The organism is Phenylobacterium sp. (assembly GCF_036264965.1).
GTDB lineage: Bacteria > Pseudomonadota > Alphaproteobacteria > Caulobacterales > Caulobacteraceae > Phenylobacterium.
On sequence record NZ_DATAPY010000084.1, the window covers coordinates 1 to 20,154 of the forward strand.

Annotated in this window: 15 protein-coding genes and 1 pseudogene; 6 read left to right on the forward strand and 10 right to left on the reverse strand. The window is 68.8% G+C overall.

Translation table 11 applies throughout. The features are described 5' to 3' along the window. Positions 1-707 (reverse strand): annotated as a pseudogene (locus VHS75_RS10620) (ATP-dependent DNA helicase); the annotation flags it as partial. 607 nt (positions 708-1,314) lie between these two features. On the opposite strand from VHS75_RS10620, the gene VHS75_RS10625 reads away from it, so the two are divergent. Together VHS75_RS10625 and VHS75_RS10630 are read left to right on the forward strand one after the other, a co-directional pair. After that, on the forward strand, positions 1,315-1,488 hold the full coding sequence (locus VHS75_RS10625; RefSeq protein ID WP_329638588.1) for a CopG family transcriptional regulator: 174 nt from the start codon (positions 1,315-1,317) through the stop codon (positions 1,486-1,488). 41 nt (positions 1,489-1,529) lie between these two features. Continuing rightward, positions 1,530-1,850 carry a type II toxin-antitoxin system RelE/ParE family toxin gene (locus tag VHS75_RS10630; RefSeq protein WP_329638589.1) on the forward strand — a complete coding sequence of 107 codons (321 nt, stop codon included), beginning with the start codon at positions 1,530-1,532 and terminating at the stop codon, positions 1,848-1,850. A gap of 297 nt (positions 1,851-2,147) precedes the next feature. Here VHS75_RS10630 and VHS75_RS10635 read toward each other — a convergent pair whose 3' ends face one another. From VHS75_RS10635 to VHS75_RS10650, 4 genes are all read right to left on the reverse strand, one after another. Next, entirely contained in the window at positions 2,148-2,456 is a 309-nt protein-coding gene (locus VHS75_RS10635) for a hypothetical protein (RefSeq protein WP_329638590.1), read from the reverse strand. 63 nt (positions 2,457-2,519) lie between these two features. Next, the gene (locus VHS75_RS10640) at positions 2,520-3,257 is read right to left on the reverse strand and encodes a DUF1080 domain-containing protein (protein ID WP_329638591.1); all 738 of its coding nucleotides are present in this window, start codon (positions 3,255-3,257) and stop codon (positions 2,520-2,522) included. Between the two features lie 170 nt (positions 3,258-3,427). Next, positions 3,428-4,870 carry a Gfo/Idh/MocA family oxidoreductase gene (locus VHS75_RS10645; protein ID WP_329638592.1) on the reverse strand — a complete coding sequence of 481 codons (1,443 nt, stop codon included), beginning with the start codon at positions 4,868-4,870 and terminating at the stop codon, positions 3,428-3,430. Positions 4,871-4,891: 21 nt separating this feature from the next. Beyond that, complete coding sequence (locus VHS75_RS10650) at positions 4,892-6,223, reverse strand: DUF5690 family protein (RefSeq protein ID WP_329638593.1); 1,332 nt, start codon at positions 6,221-6,223, stop codon at positions 4,892-4,894. A 152-nt stretch (positions 6,224-6,375) separates the two neighbouring features. On the opposite strand from VHS75_RS10650, the gene VHS75_RS10655 reads away from it, so the two are divergent. Together VHS75_RS10655 and phnX are read left to right on the forward strand one after the other, a co-directional pair. Next, entirely contained in the window at positions 6,376-7,518 is a 1,143-nt protein-coding gene (locus VHS75_RS10655; protein ID WP_329638594.1) for a TIGR03364 family FAD-dependent oxidoreductase, read from the forward strand. Next, positions 7,515-8,294 (forward strand): phosphonoacetaldehyde hydrolase, encoded by a 780-nt coding sequence (phnX, locus tag VHS75_RS10660; RefSeq protein ID WP_329638595.1) that lies wholly within the window; start codon positions 7,515-7,517, stop codon positions 8,292-8,294. The genes VHS75_RS10655 and phnX overlap by 4 nt, the downstream gene beginning before the upstream one ends. On the opposite strand, the gene VHS75_RS10665 is transcribed toward phnX, so the two are convergent. The 4 genes from VHS75_RS10665 to VHS75_RS10680 form a co-directional block, all read right to left on the reverse strand. Continuing rightward, positions 8,291-10,303, reverse strand: a complete 2,013-nt coding sequence (locus VHS75_RS10665; RefSeq protein WP_329638596.1) for a tetratricopeptide repeat-containing sulfotransferase family protein — start codon at positions 10,301-10,303, stop codon at positions 8,291-8,293. The genes phnX and VHS75_RS10665 overlap by 4 nt on opposite strands. 72 nt (positions 10,304-10,375) lie before the next feature. Next, entirely contained in the window at positions 10,376-13,060 is a 2,685-nt protein-coding gene (locus tag VHS75_RS10670; RefSeq protein ID WP_329638597.1) for a TonB-dependent receptor, read from the reverse strand. Between the two features lie 290 nt (positions 13,061-13,350). Then, complete coding sequence (locus VHS75_RS10675; RefSeq protein WP_329638598.1) at positions 13,351-13,716, reverse strand: response regulator transcription factor; 366 nt, start codon at positions 13,714-13,716, stop codon at positions 13,351-13,353. Then, complete coding sequence (locus VHS75_RS10680) at positions 13,716-14,111, reverse strand: hypothetical protein (RefSeq protein WP_329638599.1); 396 nt, start codon at positions 14,109-14,111, stop codon at positions 13,716-13,718. The genes VHS75_RS10675 and VHS75_RS10680 overlap by 1 nt, the downstream gene beginning before the upstream one ends. Positions 14,112-14,477: 366 nt before the next feature. Between VHS75_RS10680 and VHS75_RS10685 the strand changes: the two genes are divergently transcribed. Beyond that, the gene (locus tag VHS75_RS10685) at positions 14,478-16,784 is read left to right on the forward strand and encodes a PAS domain-containing sensor histidine kinase (protein WP_329638600.1); all 2,307 of its coding nucleotides are present in this window, start codon (positions 14,478-14,480) and stop codon (positions 16,782-16,784) included. Beyond that, positions 16,777-17,412: a response regulator transcription factor gene (locus VHS75_RS10690; RefSeq protein ID WP_329638601.1), complete on the forward strand. Its 636-nt coding sequence runs from the start codon at positions 16,777-16,779 to the stop codon at positions 17,410-17,412. Before VHS75_RS10685 ends, VHS75_RS10690 begins: the two co-directional genes overlap by 8 nt. Positions 17,413-17,419: 7 nt before the next feature. Here the strand turns inward: VHS75_RS10690 and VHS75_RS10695 are convergent, their stop codons facing one another. After that, entirely contained in the window at positions 17,420-20,038 is a 2,619-nt protein-coding gene (locus tag VHS75_RS10695; RefSeq protein WP_329638602.1) for a caspase family protein, read from the reverse strand. Positions 20,039-20,154: the final 116 nt, after the last annotated feature.

A 20,154-nucleotide genomic window follows, 5' to 3' on the forward strand; every position in this document is an offset into this window, starting at 1 on the left:
CCCTCCTTCTCCCGGGGCGAGAAGGCGAAGGCCGCCTCCGCCGCGAACTCGGCCTGGGCCGGCCGCGCCTCATCGAGGCCCGAGCGCACCAGGAGCTCCGCCAGCCGCGCCGACGCCGCCTCGGGCTCCACCGGCTTGGTCCCGGCCTCCCCCGGCGGCGCCTCGGCCTCCCACTCCGGCAGCCGCGCCCAGGCGTCGAGCCCGGAGGTCCGGAACATGTTCCCCACCGGCGCCGAGCGCAGCGCGGCCACCACCGCCGACCCCCAAGGCCAGCCGCCCCGCGCCAGCGTCTCGGCCACCGCCAGCGCCTCCTCCCGCGACGGCTCCGGCGCCGCCGCCAGCTCCGCCAGCAACAACCCGCACACCTCGCGAAGGGCCACCGCCTGCGCCGCCGCCCCCTTCGGCTCCGCCAGCCCCAAGGCCTGCGTCAACCCCGCCGCCGACGGCGCCGCGAACCTTCCCGGCCGCACGAAGGCGTAGAGCTCCAAGGCGTCGAACACCCGGTTCCCCCGCGCCGGAATAGGCACCCCCAGCCTCCGCGCCGTCATCGCCGCATGCGCCACCAGCACCGGCCACTGCTCGAACAGGTCGCGGGCGTCAGGGGTGCGGAGCGGCTGCGCGCCAGTGGCGTCGGCCACGGCGGCGCGGGGGCCTGGGAGCACCACGAGCGCCGGGGCGAGATCGAGGGTGGTGGGGACGTGAGTCACCCTCGATTGCTAGCGGGATTCAGGCGGGAACGGAATGGGAACTATGGGAATCTCAGAGGCTTGGGAAGCGCCAATCCAGGTCACACCCGTCGTTCGCTCGCGCCAGGTCGCGCTGCGCTGGATGGCGCACAGCTATTTGAGGAGATCGATTTGATCGGTGTCCGCCAAATCGACCACCCTTTCGAGGGTGATTGAAATGTTCGCAGCGTCCATTTCCACGCGGACCGTGACACTCTGCTGGCCGAGCACGATGTTTCTGCGAACCACGAGCCCTGAGAGAAGCTCCTCCGCGGCGATCGCAGCCTTTTCCGGTCGCTTAGCGCCCCATCTCCACTTAAATCCACGCCGGCCCAACTGCCTGCCTGCGGAGGCTGCTCAAGGACCGCCAAACGCGGGACGCCCTCGCCGCGGACTGCCCCGTGCGCAACCCCCTCCACCACCCGCTCTTCGGCCGGCGGTCCCCCTCGCCCGTCGTCTTCGCGACAGGGGAGGTATGAGCGCGTCCTTGAACTGGCTCCGCAGGCAGGCTCACATCATCGGTGGGTTTGGAGGCTCCCCCAACGTGCGCCTTCTCCCCTTCAACGCCTCGGCGTGGTAGGATTGCGCTATGAAGCCGGAACCCTCCATCTTCGAGGAAGCCGACGCCGCCGACGCGGCGGCCGACGCCGAAGGCGTTGCTGATCTCGACTCCGGTCGCGTCGTGACTCACGAGCGCATGAAGGCATGGCTACTTTCGTGGGGGATCCCCGACGAAACGCCGCCACCCTCCGAAGGCCACTGAAACAGGCCCGCGATCCTTGGTCGTGACGCCACAGTGCGGGCATGAAAGCCCGTCCCAACCCCGACGCCATGACCGATCCGTCTGAACCGGCCCTCCCCGTCATCTGGTCGGCAAGATCGCAAAGAGACCTCGTCGGCATACGCGCCTATATCGGCCAGTTCGCGCCGCTCGCCGCCCAGCGGTTCGCCCTTCGCCTCGTCGGGACGGTGGAAACCCTCGCGGCGCACCCCAAACGCGGCCGGCTCGTGCGCGGCGAGGTTCGCGAACTGACGATCGTCGCGCCCTATATCGTGCGCTATCGGGTGACGGCGCAGGCCGTCGAAGTGATCCGCATCCGGCACGGGGCGCAGCGTCCCGACTGAACGGCCCCCGCAGGTAGGCTCGCATCATCGACGGGCTTGTGGGGTGGGAGACCGCACCCTCTAAACTCCGCTCATCCCCGCCCCCGGGTCCGACGAACGCCGGCCCGAGGATAAACTCCGGCGGGGATCCAAGCTGAGTCCGCGGGCCATTTTGCAGCGTCGCGCCAATCCCCAGGCCCGCATGGATCCCCGCCTGCGCGGGGATGAGCGGACGTGTGGGTGGCTCCGCGTCGTATTCGCCCTGCGCCCGGAATGACGATCAAGCCGGAAGAAGGCCCCGCAATTGAGGCCTTCGACCTACGCCTTGACGTTGAGCCGCGAGCCCGGGCTGGAATTGCTGTCGGAAGACGCGGTGTTGTTGTCCGGCGTGCCGGAGGTGGTGACCGATTGCACCTGGCCCTGGGCGTTGACCACCGTGGTGGTGACGGTGCCGTCCGGGTTGGTGACCGAGGTCGTGGTGTTGGCGCTGGAGGCGCTGCTGGATCCGCCGCCGCCGCCCGCGCCCTTGGCGGCGCCCGCGCCGCCGCTGGCCGGAGCCGCCGGGGCCGTCGCCGAAACAGATGAAACGCCGCCGCTGATGGCGGAAATCGCGTCGATGCCGCTCAAGACCTTGCTCCTGACTGAGCTCAGCCCCCGCCGCCAGAATCCGCCCGGAACGCTAACGAAGCCCTAAGGCAGCTCGCGGACCCAGATGTTGCGGAAGCTGAGCGGCGGGCTAGGGTCGCCGTGCGCCTGCAGCTTGATCGGGGCGCGGTCGTAGGCCTTGTAGTAGGGCTTGCCGATGTAGAGCGTCTCGCCGGTCAGCACGGTGTCGTTCTGCACCAGCACGCCGTTGTGGAAGGCGGTCACCCTGGCCGGGGTCTTCACCTTGCCGTCGGCGCCGAAGGTCGGCGCGGTCCAGACCACGTCATAGGTCTGCCAGGCGCCGGGCGGGCGCATGGAATTCACCAGCGGCGGGGCCTGTTTGTACATCGAGGCCGCCTGGCCGTTGACGTAGGTCTCGTTCTTGTAGCTGTCGAGGATCTGCAGCTCGTAGCCCGCGTCGCCCGGCCCGGTGCTGGCGAGGAACACCCCGGAGTTGCCCCGCGCCTGGCCCGAGCCGGTGACGTCGGTCGGCACCCGCCATTCCAGGTGCAACTGGTAGTTCTTGAAGGCCTTCTTCGTCTCGATGTTGCCGTGGGTCTTGGAGACCACCAGCACCCCGTCCTTCACGTCCCAGGCGGCCGGCGACTTGTCCTTGGTCGCCACCCACTGGTCGAGGCCCTTACCGTCGAACAGTACGGTGGCGTCGGAGGGCGCGGCGCCATCGGTCCTGCCCGGCGTCACCACCGGCGGGACCGGCGTCCACTGCTCGGTGTCCTGCGGCTTGGCCGTCGACCCCGCCGGCGGCGGCACAGCCTGGGCCATGGCGACACTCCCGGACAACAGCACCGACCCAAGGATCAAACCACGGAAAACACGGACAGAACACGGAAGGCGCGAAGCGCGACTCTCATGACTGCAGCCTTCGGCCAGGACCCCCATTTCCGTGCTCTTTCCGTGTCTTCCGTGGTTCCAAAAACGGCCTTCGGCCATCCTCACAGTTCCCATCCCTTGCGGTACTCGCGGCTCAGGTACTGATTGGCGCTGGCGACGTTGGTGATCCGCCCGGCCGCGCCGTCGTACTGGATCGCCTGGTCGGTCATCAGCGCCACGACGCCCAGGTTCATGGTCTCGTTCAGCCGCGTGGCGTACTCGAACGGACAGGAGATCTTCTCCGTGCCGCGGATGGCGCGGACCCAGTTCATCTCGTGGCCGGCCATGCCGCCCATGATCCGCGGCAGGGACTGCGGGATCTTGGCCGCCGCGGCGTCCAGGCCGGCGCCGATCAGCACCGGCTTCTCGCCATAGGTCTCGTGCATCAGCATGCCCTTGGCGCCGATGAACAGCACCCCACCGTCGCCGCTCATGCTCATGTTGGCCGGGAAGCCGGGCGGCGTCGGGGGCAACATGCCGCCGTCGTACCAGACCATGGTCAGCGGCCCGCCTTTCGCCTGGCCGAACTCGTAGTGGGTGACGCTGGCCAGCGGATAGCTGGTGATGTTGGCCGGGCGCTTGGTGTCCCACAGGCTCGCGCCGCCGGCCCAGCGGGAGTGGCGGGCCTCGACCTTGGTGGGCAGGCCGGGCTCCAGCGACCAGAACGGGAAGTCGATCAGGTGCGCGCCCATGTCGCCCAGCGCGCCGGAGCCGAACGGCGTCCAGCCCCGCCAATTGAAGGCGGCGTAGTCGGGGTTGTAGCCCCAGTCGACGTTGGCCGGCCCGAGCCAGGTCTGCCAGTCGAGGCTGCCCGGCGCGCCCACGGCGGCGGGCCGGTTCACGCCCTGCGGCCACACCGGCCGGTTGGTCCAGACGTGGACCTCGCGGACCGGCCCGATCACCCCGCCGCGGATCAGCTCCACCACGCGGCGGCCATCGTCGCCGGAGTGGCCCTGGTTGCCCATCTGGGTGACCATCTTCGGATTGGCCGCCGCCAGCGCCGCCAGCTTGCGGCTCTCGGTGATGTTGTAGGTCAGCGGCTTCTGCACGAAGACGTGGTGGCCGCGCTCCATCGCCCAGCGGGCCGCCACCGCGTGGTGGTGGTCCGGGGTGGCGATCAGCACCGCCTCGATGTCCTTCTGGCTATCGAGCATCTTGCGGTAGTCGGTGTAGCGGGTGGCCCGGTCGTAGGCGGCCTTCAGCGGCTCCTTCGACGGCGCGATCCAGCCGGTCTTGTCGACCAGGGCGTGCAGCACGTGGTCGTAGTCCACGTCCGCCGTGGCCACGATGTTCTGGCCGGTCAGCTTGGACATGTTCGACGCGCCCTGGCCGCCGGCGCCGATCACCGCGATATTGACCCTGTCGCTGGGCGCCGTGGGCTTCTTCGCCTCCGCGGCCAGGGCCGCGCGCGCCATGGCGCTGGCCGCGAGGCCCGCCGCCAGCGCCCCGCGCCGCGTCAGGCCGCCGGGTCCCAGCCGTCGCCCGTTCACGTCATAGACCGACATCGCCGTCACTCCCCGAAGCGCTTATTTGGCGGCATTGGGCAGCGGGTCGCCGGCCTTGGCAAGGGCGCCCAGTCCGCGCTGCGCCTGGCCCTGCCGCAGGAAGTACATCGCCGCGGCCGCGGCGAACACCGCGCCGACCACGCTGGTCGCGTAGGCGCTGAGGATGAAGAACCGCAGCCAGTCCAGCTTCACCGCCCCGAAGTTGCGCCAGACCAGCAGGGCCGCGCTGCCCAGATAGCCGGAGGCGTCGGCCACGTAGATCAGGAAGCCCGCCGTCGCGATCCGCCCGCTGAACGCCACCAGCCGGTCGAACAGCATGGCGTTGAACGGCGTGTAGGCCATGTAGAGCCCGGCGCCGGCGGCGATCATGAAGGCCAGCGGCGAGATCAGGTGCGCCTCGAACGCCCAGGTGCAGGCGCCCAGCAGCAGGAACCCTGCCACCACGATGGCGTGGACCACCATCAGGGCCTTCAGGTTGTCGCGGATCCCCATCACCGCGGCCAGGGCGACCAGCGAGATCGCCGCCACCGGCAGCTCGCTCTGGGTGAAGACCCCGGACTCGTGGCCGTAGCCCAGCGCCGTCCAGACCTCGGCGGCGAAGTTGTCGCGGAAGTCGCGGAAGGCGGTCAGCAGGATGTAGGAGGCGGTGAGCAGCACGATGCCCGGCCAGTAGACCGCCAGGAACGCCGCCCGCTCGGCGGCGCTCATCGGCGCACGCTTGACCCTCTGGGCCTCGTCGGCGGCGTTCGGCGGCGGCAGCTGGCCCAGCAGCCAGACCGAGACCAGCAGCAGCGGGAAGAAGGCCGCGCCCGCGGCGGCCGGCATCCAGAACTCGCTGACATGCGCCGAGGTCATCAGCCACGACCCCACCGACTTCACGATGCCCGACGACAGGATGAAGCTGGCGCACATGATGGCGCCCAGCGCCTCCGACACGCGCCGGCCCTCCATGTAACCGAACACCAGGCCCCAGATCATGCCGAGCGGCAGGCCGTTGAAGAACAGCATCGCCACGTTCCACGGCGCCGGGATCACCGCGAAGCCCACCAGCGCCAGCCACGAGACGCCGATCAGCAGCAGGATCGCCACGCCGCGTTTGGCCGGGCTGAGCTCGGAGATCACTTTGATCCCGATCAGCTTGGACAGCGCGTAGCCGGCCACCTGGGCCAGGACCAGGGCGATCTTGTAGTCCAGCGTGAAGTGCCAGCCGGGCACGGTCTCGAAGGTCGCCGCGCTGAACGGTTTGCGGAACGCGTACATCGAGAAGTAGGCGCAGAAGCCCGCCAGCCCCGCGACGGCGGTGAAGACGATCGGATTGGCGCGCGCCAATCGGTCCTGCAACGTGCCGGCCAAGTCGCGCCTCCTCATACCGCCTGACGCGGATCTGCGCGGGCCAGACGACCATTGGAGACATTGATGACGCCCCAGTGACGGTGGGTGCATCGACCTGTCACGTTGTCGAGGTTTGTTGGGAACGGCGCGAGTCGCGCGCCTTAAGGAAATACATGGCGGGGGCTGATCGATTTGATCTCGCGGTCGTGGGCGGCGGCATCGTCGGCATGGCCTGTGCTTTGGCTGCGGCGCGGCGCGGCCGGCGGGTGGTGGTGATCGACCGCGACGCCCAGGCCAATGGCGCCTCGGTGCGTAACTTCGGCTTCGTGACCGTGACCGGCCAGGAGCGCGGCGCCATGTGGAACCGCGCGCGGCGCAGCCGCGACGTCTGGGCCGAGGTCGCGCCGCAGGCCGGGATCCCGATCGTGCACCGCGGCCTCGTCATGACTGCACGGCGCCCCGAGGCCGTGGCGGTGCTGGAGGCCTTCCTGCAGACGGAGATGGGCGAAGGCTGCCGCCTGCTCGCGCCCGGCGAGGTCCGCCGCGACCATCCGCATCTGGCCGGCGAGGGCCTGCTGGCGGCGCTCTGGAGCCCGCACGAGCTGCGCGTCGAATCCCGCCAGGCGATCCCGCGCCTCGCCGCCTGGCTGTACGCCCAGCACGGTGTGACGTTCCTGTGGGGCGCCGCGGCGCTGGCGGTGGAGACCGGCAAGGTCCTCTCGACGCGCGGGACTGTCGAGGCCGGGGCGATCGCGGTCTGCCCGGGCGACGACCTCGCCACCCTGTTCCCCGAGCGCGTGGCCGCCGCAGGCGTGACCCGCTGCAAGCTGCAGATGCTGCGCCTGGCCGATCCGGGCTTCCGGTTGCCGGCGGCGGTCATGTCCGACCTGGGCCTCGCCCGCTATGCCGGCTACGCGGCCCTGCCGCAGGCCCGCGCGCTGGCCGAGCGCCTCGCCGCCGAGCAGCCCGACCACCTGATCCACGGCGTGCATCTGATCGTCGTGCAGAGCGCCGACGGCAGTCTGGTGGTCGGCGACAGCCACCACTACGCCGCCACGCCCGATCCCTTCTCACACCAGGCGGTCGACGACCTGATCCTGGCCGAATACGCCACGGTCTTTGGCCAGCCGCCCTCGCCGGTCATCGAGCGCTGGACCGGCACATACGCCTCGGCGCCGGACCGCGCGGTGCTGGTCGACGCGCCGATGCCCGGTGTCCGCCTGGCCATGGTCACCACCGGCGCCGGCGCCTCGACCGGGTTCGCCCTCGGAGAGGAGGTCGTGGCCGGCCTCATGAACGAAGGACCCGCGATATGACCGACCGGCGCGCCGAGGCCTACGACCTGGTGATCTTCGACTGGGCCGGCACCATGGTCGACTTCGGCTGCCGCGCGCCCATCGCCGCCTTCGTCGAGGCCTTCGCCCGCCGCGGCGTCGCCATCGAGGAAGCCGCCGCCCGCGCGGACATGGGCATCGCCAAGGCCGACCACGTCCGCGCCCTGCTGGCCCGCCCGGAGGTCGCCGCCGCCTGGCTCGCGGCTCAGGCGCGTCCCTCCGAGGCGGCGGACGTCGGGGCGCTGATGGAAGACCTCGGACCCCTGATGCGCGAAGCCGCCGCCACCGCCTCGCAGCTGATCCCCGGCGCGGCGCAGACGATCGCGGCGCTGCGGGCGCGGGGTCTGAAGATCGCATCGTCCACCGGCTACACCCGCGAGATGATGGGCCCCGTCCTGGCCCGCGCCGCCGAGCAGGGCTATGCCCCCGACCACTTGGTCTGCGCCGACGAGACCCCGCAAGGGCGCCCCTCGCCGCTGATGATCTACAAGGCCTGCGCCGAGCTGGGCGTCTGGCCGCTCAGCCGCGTGGTCAAGGTCGACGACGCCGAGGCCGGCGTCGCCGAAGGACGCGCGGCCGGCTGCTACACGATCGGGGTCGCCGCCTCCGGCAACAGCGTGGGCCTGTCGCTGGAAGCCTATGGGGCCCTCGACCCGGCGACGCGCGAGGCGAAGTTGGCCGCAGCGCGGGCCGCCCTCACCGCGGCCGGCGCGGACCTGGTGATCGACACCGTCGCGGACCTGCCGGCGGCTCTCTAATCGCGCCAGCGCGTCGTGGTGTCGCCCAGGGCGGCCTCCAGCGGTCCGAGCCACGGCTCGTACTTGCGCCACTGATCCAGGCCGTCGCGGAAGATCGGCTGGCGCACCTGCTCGGAGCTCGGCGTGCGCACGCTGCGCTCGGTCTTGTGGAAGTTCACGCAAGCCCGCTCGAACGGCAGGCCGCAGTGGTCGAGGATCCGCCGCACACTGCCTTCCAGATCATCGACCACGTCCTCGTGCAGCACCCGCAGGACGCGACCCGGCAAGACCGCGTCCCAGTGGGCCATCAGCTCAAGGTAGGTGCGGTAATAGCGGGCGACATCCTCGAAGCTGTAGGTGAACTCCTGCCCCTGGGCGAACAGCTGCTTGAGGTTGGAGAAGCAGCAGGCCATCGGCTCGCGCCGTGCATCGATGATCCGCGCATTGGGCAGCATCAGGTGGATCAGGCCGATGTGGCGGAAGTTGTTCGGCATCTTGTCGATGAAGACCGGCCGGTCCGTCCGATAGACCGCCGTGTCCGCCAGGTAGCGTTCGCCCAAAGCGGCGAGGTCCTCGCGCGTCAGGTCCGCCAGGGCCGCCGGATAGCGGGGATTGTCCAGGTCGGGATCGTGGCCTTGGAGCTCCAGCACGATGCGCTGGACGTCCGACAGCTCCTGGGTGCCTTCCACCTGCGAGTGCGAGGCCAGGATCTGCTCCAACAGGGTCGAGCCCGACCGTGGCAGGCCAAGGATGAAGATCGGGTCGCGCGCGCGCGCGCCCCAGCCCTGCCGCGCCCCGAAGAACGCCTTGGTGCAGACCTCGATCTGGGCCCGCGTGTTGGTCTCCAGGACCTCCGGCCTATAGCGGCTTTCCGAGCGTTTCAGGGCGTTCCCGCGCGCGTAGCAATCCCAGGACTGCGCCGTCTCTCCACGATCCTCGAAGGCCTTCCCGAGCGCGAAGCACAGGTGGTAGCGGTCCGCCAGGCCGGTCGTCGGCGACGCCTCCTCGGCGCGCATGCGCTCGATCTCGTCGTCGGTGAACCGGTAGAGCTTGAGATTGGCGAGGCTCCAATAGGCGTCGCCGAAATTGGGCCGCGCCGCCGAGGCCGCCCGATAGCACTCGATCGCCTCCGGAACCCGCCCGATGGTCTTCAGCGCGTGCCCCATCCACAGCGGCACGTCCCAGGACTGCGGTTGATCGCGCCGCATGTCGCGATAGATGGCGATCGCGCGCTCATGCTGGCCCAAGCCGACGGCCGCCGTCGCCGCCAGGGTGAGGTAGTCCGGGTTCGACGGCTCAAACTCCAGAAGCATCGCGACCTGATCGACTGCCTCGGCGTGCTTCTGCCGCTTGATCAGCGCCTCCGCATAGTTGTAGCGCGCCGCGCGGTACTCAGGCGCGAGCGTCAGGACCGCCGCCAGCAGGAATTCGGCCTCGTCCAGGACGTCATGGGCCAGCGCGATGCGCGCCAAGAGGCGCATGGCGTCCGGGTGGTCGCCCTCCCGCAACAGGAAGGCGCGGATGATCTGTTCGGCGGGGGCCAGCTCGCCATCCGAGAAGAAGCTGGTTGCGGCGACCACATCTGCCGGCAGCTTCTTGAGCGTCGCCACATGATCGGCCGCGGTCGCGGCGTTGGCCGCGTCTCCGACCAAGCCGTAGAGCCGCTCCAGCATGCCCCAGCTGGCCGGCAGGGCCGGGTTGATGTTCACCGCCCGCAGCAGGGCGTCGATGGCGTTCGGCGCGTCCTTCAGCTGCACGTAGCAGAGGCCGCGTTCCTGATGCAGGCGGCTGAAGGCAGGTTGCAGGCGCTCCAGCCGTTCCAGCATCGCGAGCGCGTCAGGCACGCGGCGCAGGTGGCGCAGGCTGGTCGCCGCGATCAGCAGCAGGTCGCGGTTTTCAGGGAACTCTCCAAGCCGCGCCTTGGCGCCCGCCAGCGCCGCTTCATGGCCGCCGTCCTGTTGCAGCCGCCGAAATTGGATAACTTCCTGCTCGACGGCGGAGGCCCGCGGAAGGTCAGCGTTGCTAGGCATGAAATCCAAAACAGAGAGGGGCAGCCGCGGACGGCCACCCCTTTCTCCCACTCGTATCGGTGAATGTCAGCCTTAGAAGGCTTCGCTGATCCGGACGAGGACCTGCCTCGGACGCAGCGGCACCTCCGACTTGATGAACTGGGCGGTGCTGGTGAAGGTCGAGGCGTGCGAGTCGCCCAGATTCTGGCCCACCAGCTGCAGTTTCCAGCTGTCCTTGCTGATGCCGATGGCGGCGTCGAACGTCGTGTACGCCGGTAGCTCGTAGCGAAGATAGGTCGTGTCCGGGATCGGGTTTTCGCTGGGGGCGTCGCCTGGCGTGTAGTTGGCCGGCTGGGTGAACATCTTGCCCACATAGCTGACGTCGGCCGAGGCGAAGGCCTTGAAGCTGGCGATATCCCAGTCGTAGCGACCGTGCAGATTGCCCTGGAAGGTCGGCGAGTAGGCCGACACGCCGCCCTGGACGCCGAACGGGTTCACGAACGGCTTGCCGTTGATCTCGGTGATGCAGTGGCCGAGGTTCGGCGAGTTCGGCTCGTTGTCGGTCAGGCAAGGCGAATTCGACTGGGTGTTGTCGTTGTAGGTCGCTGACCCATCCAGGGTGAACTGCTCGGTGATCCGCGCCGTGAACTGGGCCTCGACGCCCTTGATCACATAGCTCGGCCCGTTGACCAGGAAGGTCGTGTTGCCGAGGCAGCAGGGCTGGTAGAGCGCGATCTGCACATTGTCCCACTGCATGTAATAGGCGGACAGGTTCAGCTGCAGCCGGCGGTCGAAGAACTCCTTCTTCAAGCCGATCTCGTTGTTGGTCAGGGTGTCGGGCGTATAGGCCAGCGGCGTCTTGAACTGCGGAACGCCATTCTCGTCCGGCGCCTTGTCGCGCGCGGAACGGCTGAAGCCGCCCGGCCGGAACCCCTGCGAGTAGGTGTAGTACAGCAGGGTGTTTTCCATCGGCTTCCAGGTGACGCCGAAGTGGCTCTTGAACCCGGTGTATTTGGCGTGGAGGTTCTCGGCGTTGATGTTGGTGTTGTGCCCGCAGGTGAGCACGTCCAGGCAGGCCGAGTTGGTCGAGTAGACCGACCCGGTCTCATTCTCGGTGTAGTCATACCACCGCGTGCCGGCCGTGACGGTCAGGACCTCGGGGATGATGTCGTAGTCGACCGATCCGAACAGGGCGGTTTGGTCGTAGCCGCGTTGCACCTCCTCGCCGAAGCCGGTGTTGTCTGGACGGGGACCCGGCTCGTTGGTCGTCGAGCCCGGGAAGGGCTCGTCATTGCCGAGGCAGACCGCGCCGCCGGCCAGCGCGTTGGCAAGGTTGGAGCCCTCGCGGCAGGCCGGAATGGTCTTGTAGTTGAAGTCCATGGTGTCGTTGATGCGGAACTGTTCGTAGAACACGCCGCCCACGGCGCGCAGGCGCCAGTTGTCGGGGGTGCTCAGGCGGATTTCGTGGCTCATGTGCGTGTTGCGCACCTGGTCGTGCCAGCTGGTGACCGGCGAGTTGCAGGTCAGCGGCGTCCCCTTGCCGATCAGGCCCGCCGTGCCGCCGGTGCATTCATAGTATTGCCCGTAAGTCGTGCGGGAATAGTTCGTGTAGTCATTCTGCTGGTTGATGTGGCGGGTCATGTAGCCGCCCGTGTAGATCAGCTTCAGGTCGCCAACCTTGCCGTTCACCGTCCAGGCCGAATTGACGAAACGGTCCTTGTCGTAGGTGGGCGAGAAGACCGTGGTTTCGAGCGGCTTGAGCGGCTGGAAGTCGGAGCCGACCGGGAGCGTGCTCGACAGGCCCTCCGCGTCCATATTCTGGAAGCTTTCCGTGATCAGGACGTCCCAGTCGTTGTTGAAGTCGTAGAGCGCCGACAGGCGCGCGCCGTCATGGCTGACGGGGTTGAAGTTCTTCTGAGCCAGGGCGAAGTTGTTCGCCTGGGCCGCGCCCGGGATCGTGCAGCCGCCTGTCTGTTTGCCGGCCGGCAGGCCGTTGGGGCAGATGCCGTTGGTGGGCTTGATCCCGAAGTAGGCATTGCTGTCGTTGTTCGAGCGGGTGAACGTCGAGGGGACGTTGTCGATATAGCCGCCCTGGTGATCGCTGTAGATCACCCCGCGCACAGCCAGATGGTCGGTGATCACCGGGATGTTCATCACCGCGACGAAGCTGGTGCTCGGGTCGCCGTGGCTCTGGACGCCGTAGCTCGCGTCGACGCTGCCCTCGTAGGTGTTCAGTTTCGGTTTGTTGGTGATGTAGCGCACCGCGCCGGCTTCGGCGCCGCCGCCGAACAGGGTGCCTTGCGGGCCCTCCAGGACCTCCACGCGCGAGATGTCGGCGTAGTAGAGATCGACGTTGCGCGAAGGGAACTGGATGGACTGTTCGTCCAGGTAGACCGCCACGTTCGGGAAGTTGCCGACCGTCGCGCTCGACTGGCCGCCGGCGAAGCCGGCGCTCAGGCCGCGCATGAAGATGTTGCCCTGGCCTGGGCCGTTCTTCGCGAACTCGATGTTCGGGGTGATCCTGAGCAGGTCGTCGAAGGTGGTGATGTTCCGGGCGGAAAGCGCCGCGCCGGAAAACGCCTGGAGGGTCATCGGGACGGTCTGGACCGACTCATCGCGCCGCTGGGCAGTCACGATCACTTCCTCGACCGCCGAGGACGACGGCGCGTTCGCCGCAGCCGCGGCGGCATCCGCGCCGGCGCCGGCGGCCACGGCGGCGCCCGCGCCCCCGCTCAGGATCGCGGCCACGCAGCAGGAAACGACGTATCTGGCTCTCATGAAACTATCCCCTTAGGATCGCCCGCCGGACCGCACAGCGGCGCCCACGGAGACGAAGGGAGCGTCCCCGGTTCACGCGCTGAAAACAGTCCACGCTGAATAGAACGCCGCAGCTTCGCCGCGACGCAGTCGGAACCTAGGGGCCCTGGGTGATACTTCGGTGACAGTAGGATTGCAGATCAATTACCATCTGGCCGTACGCGTTGTTTCACATTTTATGATTTTTATTGTCTTTGTACTGACAATCGTCCGCACTCGCCTCGGCTTCCCGACCTTGATTACCTAGCCGGTCAGGAACAGTCCGACAGGTGCAGGCTGGCCGCCGAGGCCGCCGTCGCCGGGGTGACCGAGGCAAAGACCACCGCCCCCGTCACCTTTGCGCGCCGCAGCCGATTTATGGCCTCCAGCCCGCTCATGTCCGGCAGGTCCGCGCCCAGGATGATCACGTCGAAGGCGCCTGCCAGGGCCAGACGGATCCCGTCCGCGCCGCCCGCGGCGGTTTCCACCAGGAAGGCTTCGGCCCCCAGCATCAGCGCCAGACTGCGCACCACCAGCGGATCGCCATCGACGACTAGCGCGGTTCGCGGCTTCGCGGCCAATCGCCCGACGAAAATGGCCTCGTCGTCGATCGGCAGGGACGTGGCAGCGATACCCATCAGGCCTGGGCTCCTGGGCTTTCGTCCGGCCAGACGGCGCGGATGACGGCGATCAGATCGGCGCCGCCGAACGGCATCTCGAGAACCGCAATCCGCTGAGAGCGGGCGAACACGGCCCGCAACGCTTCGCCGTCGCCGGTCATCAATACGATCAGCCCATCCCAAGGCCGCGCCCGGAGGCCGGCGACAAAGGCCGCGGGATCGGGCGCGAGAATCTCGCCATCGACGATCAGGGTCATGGCGATGTCGAGCGGCAGCCGCTCAAGCCCCTGCGCGGGATCGAAAAGGAAAGCGTTCAGGCCGCCGGCCAGCAGCGCAAGCTCCAACGACGCCGCGAGGACCTGGTCCCGGACGACGACGATGGCGCTTGCCTTTGAAGTGGGCGCTTCCGGCACGCGGACCGAGCTCTCGCGCCCTTCCACAGGGTGCGGAGTTGGGCGATGCGAGGAGCCTAGCGAGGCAGCTGCTGCGCCCCAACCTAGGGGTATTACAGGGTTGAGCTGGAAGAACGCATTCGCCGACCACTTGAAGTGATCACCAAGTCTCCAGACGGCCAATGATCTCGCCCCCAGGTGTCGGGTCAGAAACCGCCCCGCGCCGCCCGGCGCGCTACAACCACTGCGACAACAATGCCACTGGCTTGCATCCTCGGGATGTGGCCAGCTTGCTTTAAGAGAACGGCGTTCGGGGCGGAAATGAGCTTGGGGTTCGCGCAAGGGTTGCGACGGCCGGAACGATTCACGATCCTTATCGCGCTGGGTGTGACCTCTATCGCCGTGGCCGCCCTCGTGGGCTGGCAGGTCGGCGACATCACCCTGACCTCAGTCGTCGTCGGCGCCGTCGCCCTGCAACCGACCACCGCCATCGCACTCATTGTCGGCGCCGTGGGCCTCGTGGCCGGAGCGGGTGGGTATCGCTGGATATCCGGCGCCGCCGGGACCGCCCTGCTGGTCGCCTGCGTCATCTGGCTGTCGGCCTACGCCTCGCCTCACGCGGTCCCGACCGATCTCATGCTCTTCCGCGCGCAGGTGCTGGCCCAGCGGCCAGCGCCGCTATGGCCGGGCCGCTCGAGCATCATCACCTGCGTGGTGATCGCGCTGTTCGCAGCCTCCCTGTTGGGTGTCGGCGTCGGCTCCTCCCGGCTGAAACTTCTGGCCATGGGAGCCGCCAGCCTCGGCGCCCTGATCGCCAGCCTTTCGATCCTGCCCTTCCTGCTTCAGGACGCCTCGCAGCTCTCGATCCTGCATCAGAGCCTGCGCATCGCCCTCAACACCTCGGTGGCCGTGGGCGCGCTCTGCGCGGGCGTCCTGATCCTGAAGCGCGACGTCGGCTGGGTGCGCCTGGTGGCGGGCGGCGGCGAGCAGGGGCGGATCGCCCGCTTGCTGATCCCCATCGCCCTGATCCCCGTCGCTTTTGGGACGGTGACCAATATCGGTGTTCGCGCGGGCCTGTACGGGCCGGACGTGCGGATGCTGCTGATCATCGTGCTCAGCGCCGTGGCGCTGCTGTTCCTTGCGTTCTGGGCCGCGCAAATGCTCGGCCGCGAGCGGGCGGCGCGCGACAGTCTCGCCGACGCCCTCCAGCGGTCCACGGTGATGATCGTCGATGGGCACGGCAAGCTGCGGCACTGGCCGGCGGCCTGCGAGGCCCTCTACGGCTGGACCGCCGCGGAGGTCCTGGGCCGCAGACCCGGCGAATTCCTCAATGTGGAAGGCGCCGCCGTGCGGGAAAAGACCCGCGCGGCGATCCGTGAGCACGGCGAGTGGCGCGGCGAAATCCAGCATTGGACCAAGAGCGGTGACACCCGCTGGGTCGCCCTCCAATGGGTGCTCCAGAGGACCGGCGATGGCGAGGAGCGCGTCGTCGGCACCATCAGCGACATCACTGACCTGAAGCTGGCGGAGGCCTCTCTGCGCGAAAGCCAGGAGCGCCTGACCCTCGCCATAGGCGCCTATGACCTCGGCATCTGCGACATCGATATCGCCACCGAAACCATCGTCGCCGACGAGGGCCTCGAACGGATGTTCGGCGTCGCACCGGGCGCCATGAACGGCTCGGTCGACCAAATGCGCGGGACGATCTTGGGCAAGGACGTGGAGAACGCCCGGAGCCTCGCGGCAGCGACGATCACCGCTCAACGGCCCAGCCTGATTGACGATCTGCAGATTCACCGCCCCGACGGGGAGGTGCGCGACCTGCACGGCGTGCGGCGGTTCTTCTACTCGGAGGCGGGCGCCCACGTGCGGACCATCTGCATCTACCGCGACGTCACCGAGGAACGCCGCGCGCAAGCGGAGCTTGCGCTTCGCGGTGATCGCTTGGCGGAACTTCGCTCAGAACTGACGCATGTGGCGCGGCTCAGCGCCATGGGCGAGATGGCCGCGGCCCTGGCCCACGAACTCAACCAGCCGCTGACAGCCATCGGGAATTCCGTCGGCGCCCTGAAGATCATGCTCAGTGACGGCGGCCGCACCCTGGACGACACCGCCCGCGCCCGCATCGTGCGCGCCGCCAACCAGGCCGAGGGCCAGGCGGTGCGCGCCGGCGAGATCGTTCGGCGCCTGCGCGACTTCATCGCCCGCGGCGAGGCCGACGCGCGCATTGAGCAGCTCGAGGAGCTGATCGTGGACGCCGTGGCGCTCGCCGCCCCCAACGCCAGGTCCGACGGGACCGAGGTGCGCTTCGAATTTTCGCCCAAGGCCGGCCGCGTGCTGGCCGACCGCATCCAGATCCAGCAGATTCTCGTCAACCTGATCCGCAACGCCAACGAGGCCATGCGCGAGCGGCCTGCGCCGCACGTCCTGGTCATCAGCACCTGCGCCAAGCGCGGCATGGTCGAGGTGTCGGTCCGAGACAACGGCCCGGGCGTCGCGCCGGACTTCGCCACCCGGCTCTTCTCGCCGTTCTCCTCCACCAAGAACGACGGCATGGGCGTCGGCCTGTCGATCTGCCGGCGCATCGTCGAGGCCCACGGCGGCCTGATGTGGCTGGAGGAGCCCAGCTCCGGCGGCGGCGCCGACTTCCGCTTCACGATTCCACTGGCGACCAAGGAGTTGCAGCATGCCTAGCCGGCGGACCTTGCACATCGTCGACGACGACGACGACGTCCGGGAATCGGCCGCCCTGCTGCTGGACGCCTCCGGCTACAGCGTCACCACCTACAGCTCGGGCTTCGAGTTCCTCGAAAGGCTCGACCCCACCATTCCCGCCTGCGTCCTACTGGACATCCATATGCCGCAGATGGACGGCCTGGAGGTGCAACGCCGGCTGGCTGAACGCGGCGTCGCTTTCCCGGTTATCGTGCTCACCGGCCGGGGCGACATCTCCATCGCCGTGCAGGCGATGAAGCGCGGAGCCTTTGAGTTCCTCGAAAAGCCCTATCTGAACGAGATCCTGTTGGAGGCCGCCACCGACGCCTTCGCGAAGCTCGAGGCTGTCACCGAGGACCGCGCCGTGACCGCCGAGGCCAAGGCGGGCGTCGCCAGACTGACCGCCCGCGAGAAGGAGGTCCTGCAAGGCCTGCTCGCCGGCTTGCCCAACAAGCTCATCGCCTATGAACTCGAGATCAGCGTCCGCACCGTCGAGATCTACCGCGCCAACGTCATGGACAAACTCAACGCCAAGAGCCTCTCCACGGCGGTACGGATCGCGCTGGCGGCGGGCGTGGAACAGCTAATCCCCGGACGGGACCGCTAGGCGGGCGTCACCGGCCGCCCAGCGTTCGGACGACTGGACCGTCGGTTAGCTTCGACAACTGGGTCGAACTCTTCGGGACGAACAGGAAGTCGCCATAGACGTGTCCGCCGTTGTCCAGGGCGGAATATTTCGGCGTCTGCGGGTCGGGCGTGTCCTGGTCGTGTAGCAGGACCGACGTGGCGTTGGACACCACCCGGGTCACGATCTGGCTGTAGAGTTCCTCGCTGGTCATGACGTCGGTGTTGGCCTGCAGGATGTCGATCAGCGCCGCGGCGAAGACCGAATGCTCCTTGGCGCCGCCGCCATCGAGCACCGGCTCCAGCCCGCCCGAAGTCAGCACGTTGCGCGACTGCTTGTGGGCCATGCCGATCAGGTAGTCGTTGGTCCTTTCCTCGGCGTCGCTCGGCCGTTGCGCCCGCCCGACGGTCTCGGTCAGGAGGCCGGAATAGCAGGAGTCCGCAATGATCAGCACCTTGCGGGCGGCCATGCGGGCGACCTGGTAGGTGATCTCCTGGTTGCTGATCTCCTCGGCCGAGCTGCCGGGCTGGGCGTCCACCGGCAGCCAGTAGCCGCGGTCCGCGCCGTTGCGCACCTTCTCCATGCCGCCGTGGCCGGCGTAGTAGATGACCAGGGTGTCGTTCTCGCCGAGCTTGGTGCTGGCCGCATCCAGCTCGCGCAGGATTTCCGAGCGCGTCTTGTCCAGGAGGATCTTGACACTGAAGCCGTAGCGGCTCTGCAGCAGGTCGCCGAGCTGGTTGACGTCGTTCTTCGGCGTGGCGAGCGTCTGCAGCTTGCCGATCGTGTAGTTCGACTCCCCGATGAGGATCGCGTAGTTCGCGCCGAGGCCGAATTTCGAGGAGGCCGGCAGGCGAGTCGGGCGCGGCGCCGATCGTGTGGCGACCGGGCCGGCGGCAGCGCCACGGCTGGCGCTGGCGAGCCGGGTCTCAAGCTCCTTCACCTTGGCCTCACGGGCCGCCAGCTGCGCCTCGCGGGCGGCCAGGTCCTTCGAGGCGTCGCCGCCGGCCTGTTTGGCCTGCGCCACCTGCTGCTCCAGGCCGGCGACCTTGCTGGTGAGCTCGGCGTTCTTCTGGACCGCGGCGTCGTGGTCGCGGCGCAGCTGGCCGAGCTGGGCCTCCGCCGCCTTGGACGCCGTCTGGAGGCTGGCGAGCTGCTGTTCGAGCGGGGCAGCCCGCTGGGCGGAATCGGATCGCGCTGCGGCGACCTGCTGTTCGGCCTGTGAGAGCTTGGCTTCGCTGAGCTTCAGGCGGGCGTCGCGGTCGTTGAGGTCGGACTGCGCCTTGGCGAGCTTCGTCTCGGCGGCGGCCGCGGCGGCGCGGGCCTGGGTGAGATCAGCTTCGTGCGCCTGGAGGGCCTGTTGAGCCTGGGCGATATCCGTCTTGCGCGCGGCGGCGTCGGCCCGGGTCTGTTCCAGCTCGCGGGCCACGCGGTCGTAGTCGGCCTGAGCGGTGCGGAGCTTGGCCGCGGCATCCTGATCGCCGGCGTGCGCGGACGCTTGGACCTGTTCGTCGGCCAGCCGGCTCTTGGTGGTTGCGAGGTCCCTTTCGCGGGCCTGCAGGCTCGCCTGCGCCGCGGCCAGTTTGGCGTTGGCCTGGTCGGCGGCGGTGCGGGCCTGTCCCGCCTGGGCCTCCAGGGCGGCCAGCCGCTGTTGGTCCGGGACCTGGCCGCGCAGCGCCGCCAGGTCGCGCTGCATCTGGTCGCGCTGCGCCAGGGTCTGCGCGCGATCCGCCTGGATGGCTTGAAGCTGGGCGGTCAACGGGGCGATCCGCGCGTCGGCGTCCGTCTTGGCCTTGGCCAGCTCGGCGGCCAGCTGGGCCGACCGCGCATTGGACGCCTCAAGCTGCGAGGTCTTGTCGGCGAGCGTGCGCTGCAGGATCGCCACGTCTTCGGCCTTGGGCGCCGAGGTCTTCGGGGCGGCGTTGGCGCGGGCCAGATCGACGCGGGCGGCGGCGAGCGCGGCGCGCTCCTGCACTAGGGCCTGGCGGGCCGCATCAAGGTCGCGGGCCATGGCGGCGGACGCGGCCGAGGCGGCGGGATCGGGGGTCAGGGCGCTGGCCGGATTGGCGAACTGCGACGGCGGGAGGCCGGACGCCTTGCGGTAGAGATTGACCGCCTTGATCGGATCCTGGGGAACCCCGAGGCCACGCTCATAGAGCTGGCCCAGGTCGATCATCGCCTGCGCATAGCCCTGGTCGGCGGCCTTCTGATACCAGCCGGCGGCCTGGGCGTAGTCGGGCGGCTGTCCCAGGCCATCGGCGTAGATGCGCCCCACATAGGCCTGCGCCTTGGCGTCGCCCTGCTTGGCCGACGGCAGCCAGACCGCCAGCGACGAGGCGAAATCGGCCCGGTCGGCGGCGACATATTCCCCGCCCCGGATCTCGCAGTTGACCGCCGAGGTGCGGACCGGCCGGCGCGGGGTGAGGAAGCTGCTCGACGCGCCCAGCTTGCGGACCTGGCCGGGCAACAGGCAGTCGACGACCATGTAGGATTCCGCCGCCAGCAGCTTCTCCTGCGCCCAGGCCGACGACGGCGCCGTCCAGCCCGCGCCGGCCATGGCCAGCGCCAGGGCGACCGAAACGCCCCCGCGAAGCCCGCTGACAGTCCTCATACCCACAACGCTGTTCCCCAACAGGAGCCCAAGGTTGGCGCAAATCCGCTACAGGAGGAAGCAATAGTGACGCTGGCGCCGAAGACGCCGGCCTGCGTCGCCGCTCGGCAGCCCCC

Excerpts from the sequence above, each read along its gene's own strand:
- VHS75_RS10675 (WP_329638598.1), bottom strand. The coding sequence starts at position 13,716 with ATGGGTATCGCTGCCACGTCCCTGCCGATCGACGACGAGGCCATTTTC.
- VHS75_RS10645 (WP_329638592.1), bottom strand. The coding sequence starts at position 4,870 with ATGTCGGTCTATGACGTGAACGGGCGACGGCTGGGACCCGGCGGCCTG.
- VHS75_RS10665 (WP_329638596.1), bottom strand. The coding sequence starts at position 10,303 with ATGCCTAGCAACGCTGACCTTCCGCGGGCCTCCGCCGTCGAGCAGGAA.
- VHS75_RS10625 (WP_329638588.1), top strand. The coding sequence starts at position 1,315 with ATGAAGCCGGAACCCTCCATCTTCGAGGAAGCCGACGCCGCCGACGCG.
- VHS75_RS10670 (WP_329638597.1), bottom strand. The coding sequence starts at position 13,060 with ATGAGAGCCAGATACGTCGTTTCCTGCTGCGTGGCCGCGATCCTGAGC.
- VHS75_RS10640 (WP_329638591.1), bottom strand. The coding sequence starts at position 3,257 with ATGGCCCAGGCTGTGCCGCCGCCGGCGGGGTCGACGGCCAAGCCGCAG.
- VHS75_RS10695 (WP_329638602.1), bottom strand. The coding sequence starts at position 20,038 with ATGAGGACTGTCAGCGGGCTTCGCGGGGGCGTTTCGGTCGCCCTGGCG.
- phnX (WP_329638595.1), top strand. The coding sequence starts at position 7,515 with ATGACCGACCGGCGCGCCGAGGCCTACGACCTGGTGATCTTCGACTGG.
- VHS75_RS10690 (WP_329638601.1), top strand. The coding sequence starts at position 16,777 with ATGCCTAGCCGGCGGACCTTGCACATCGTCGACGACGACGACGACGTC.
- VHS75_RS10630 (WP_329638589.1), top strand. The coding sequence starts at position 1,530 with ATGAAAGCCCGTCCCAACCCCGACGCCATGACCGATCCGTCTGAACCG.
- VHS75_RS10655 (WP_329638594.1), top strand. The coding sequence starts at position 6,376 with ATGGCGGGGGCTGATCGATTTGATCTCGCGGTCGTGGGCGGCGGCATC.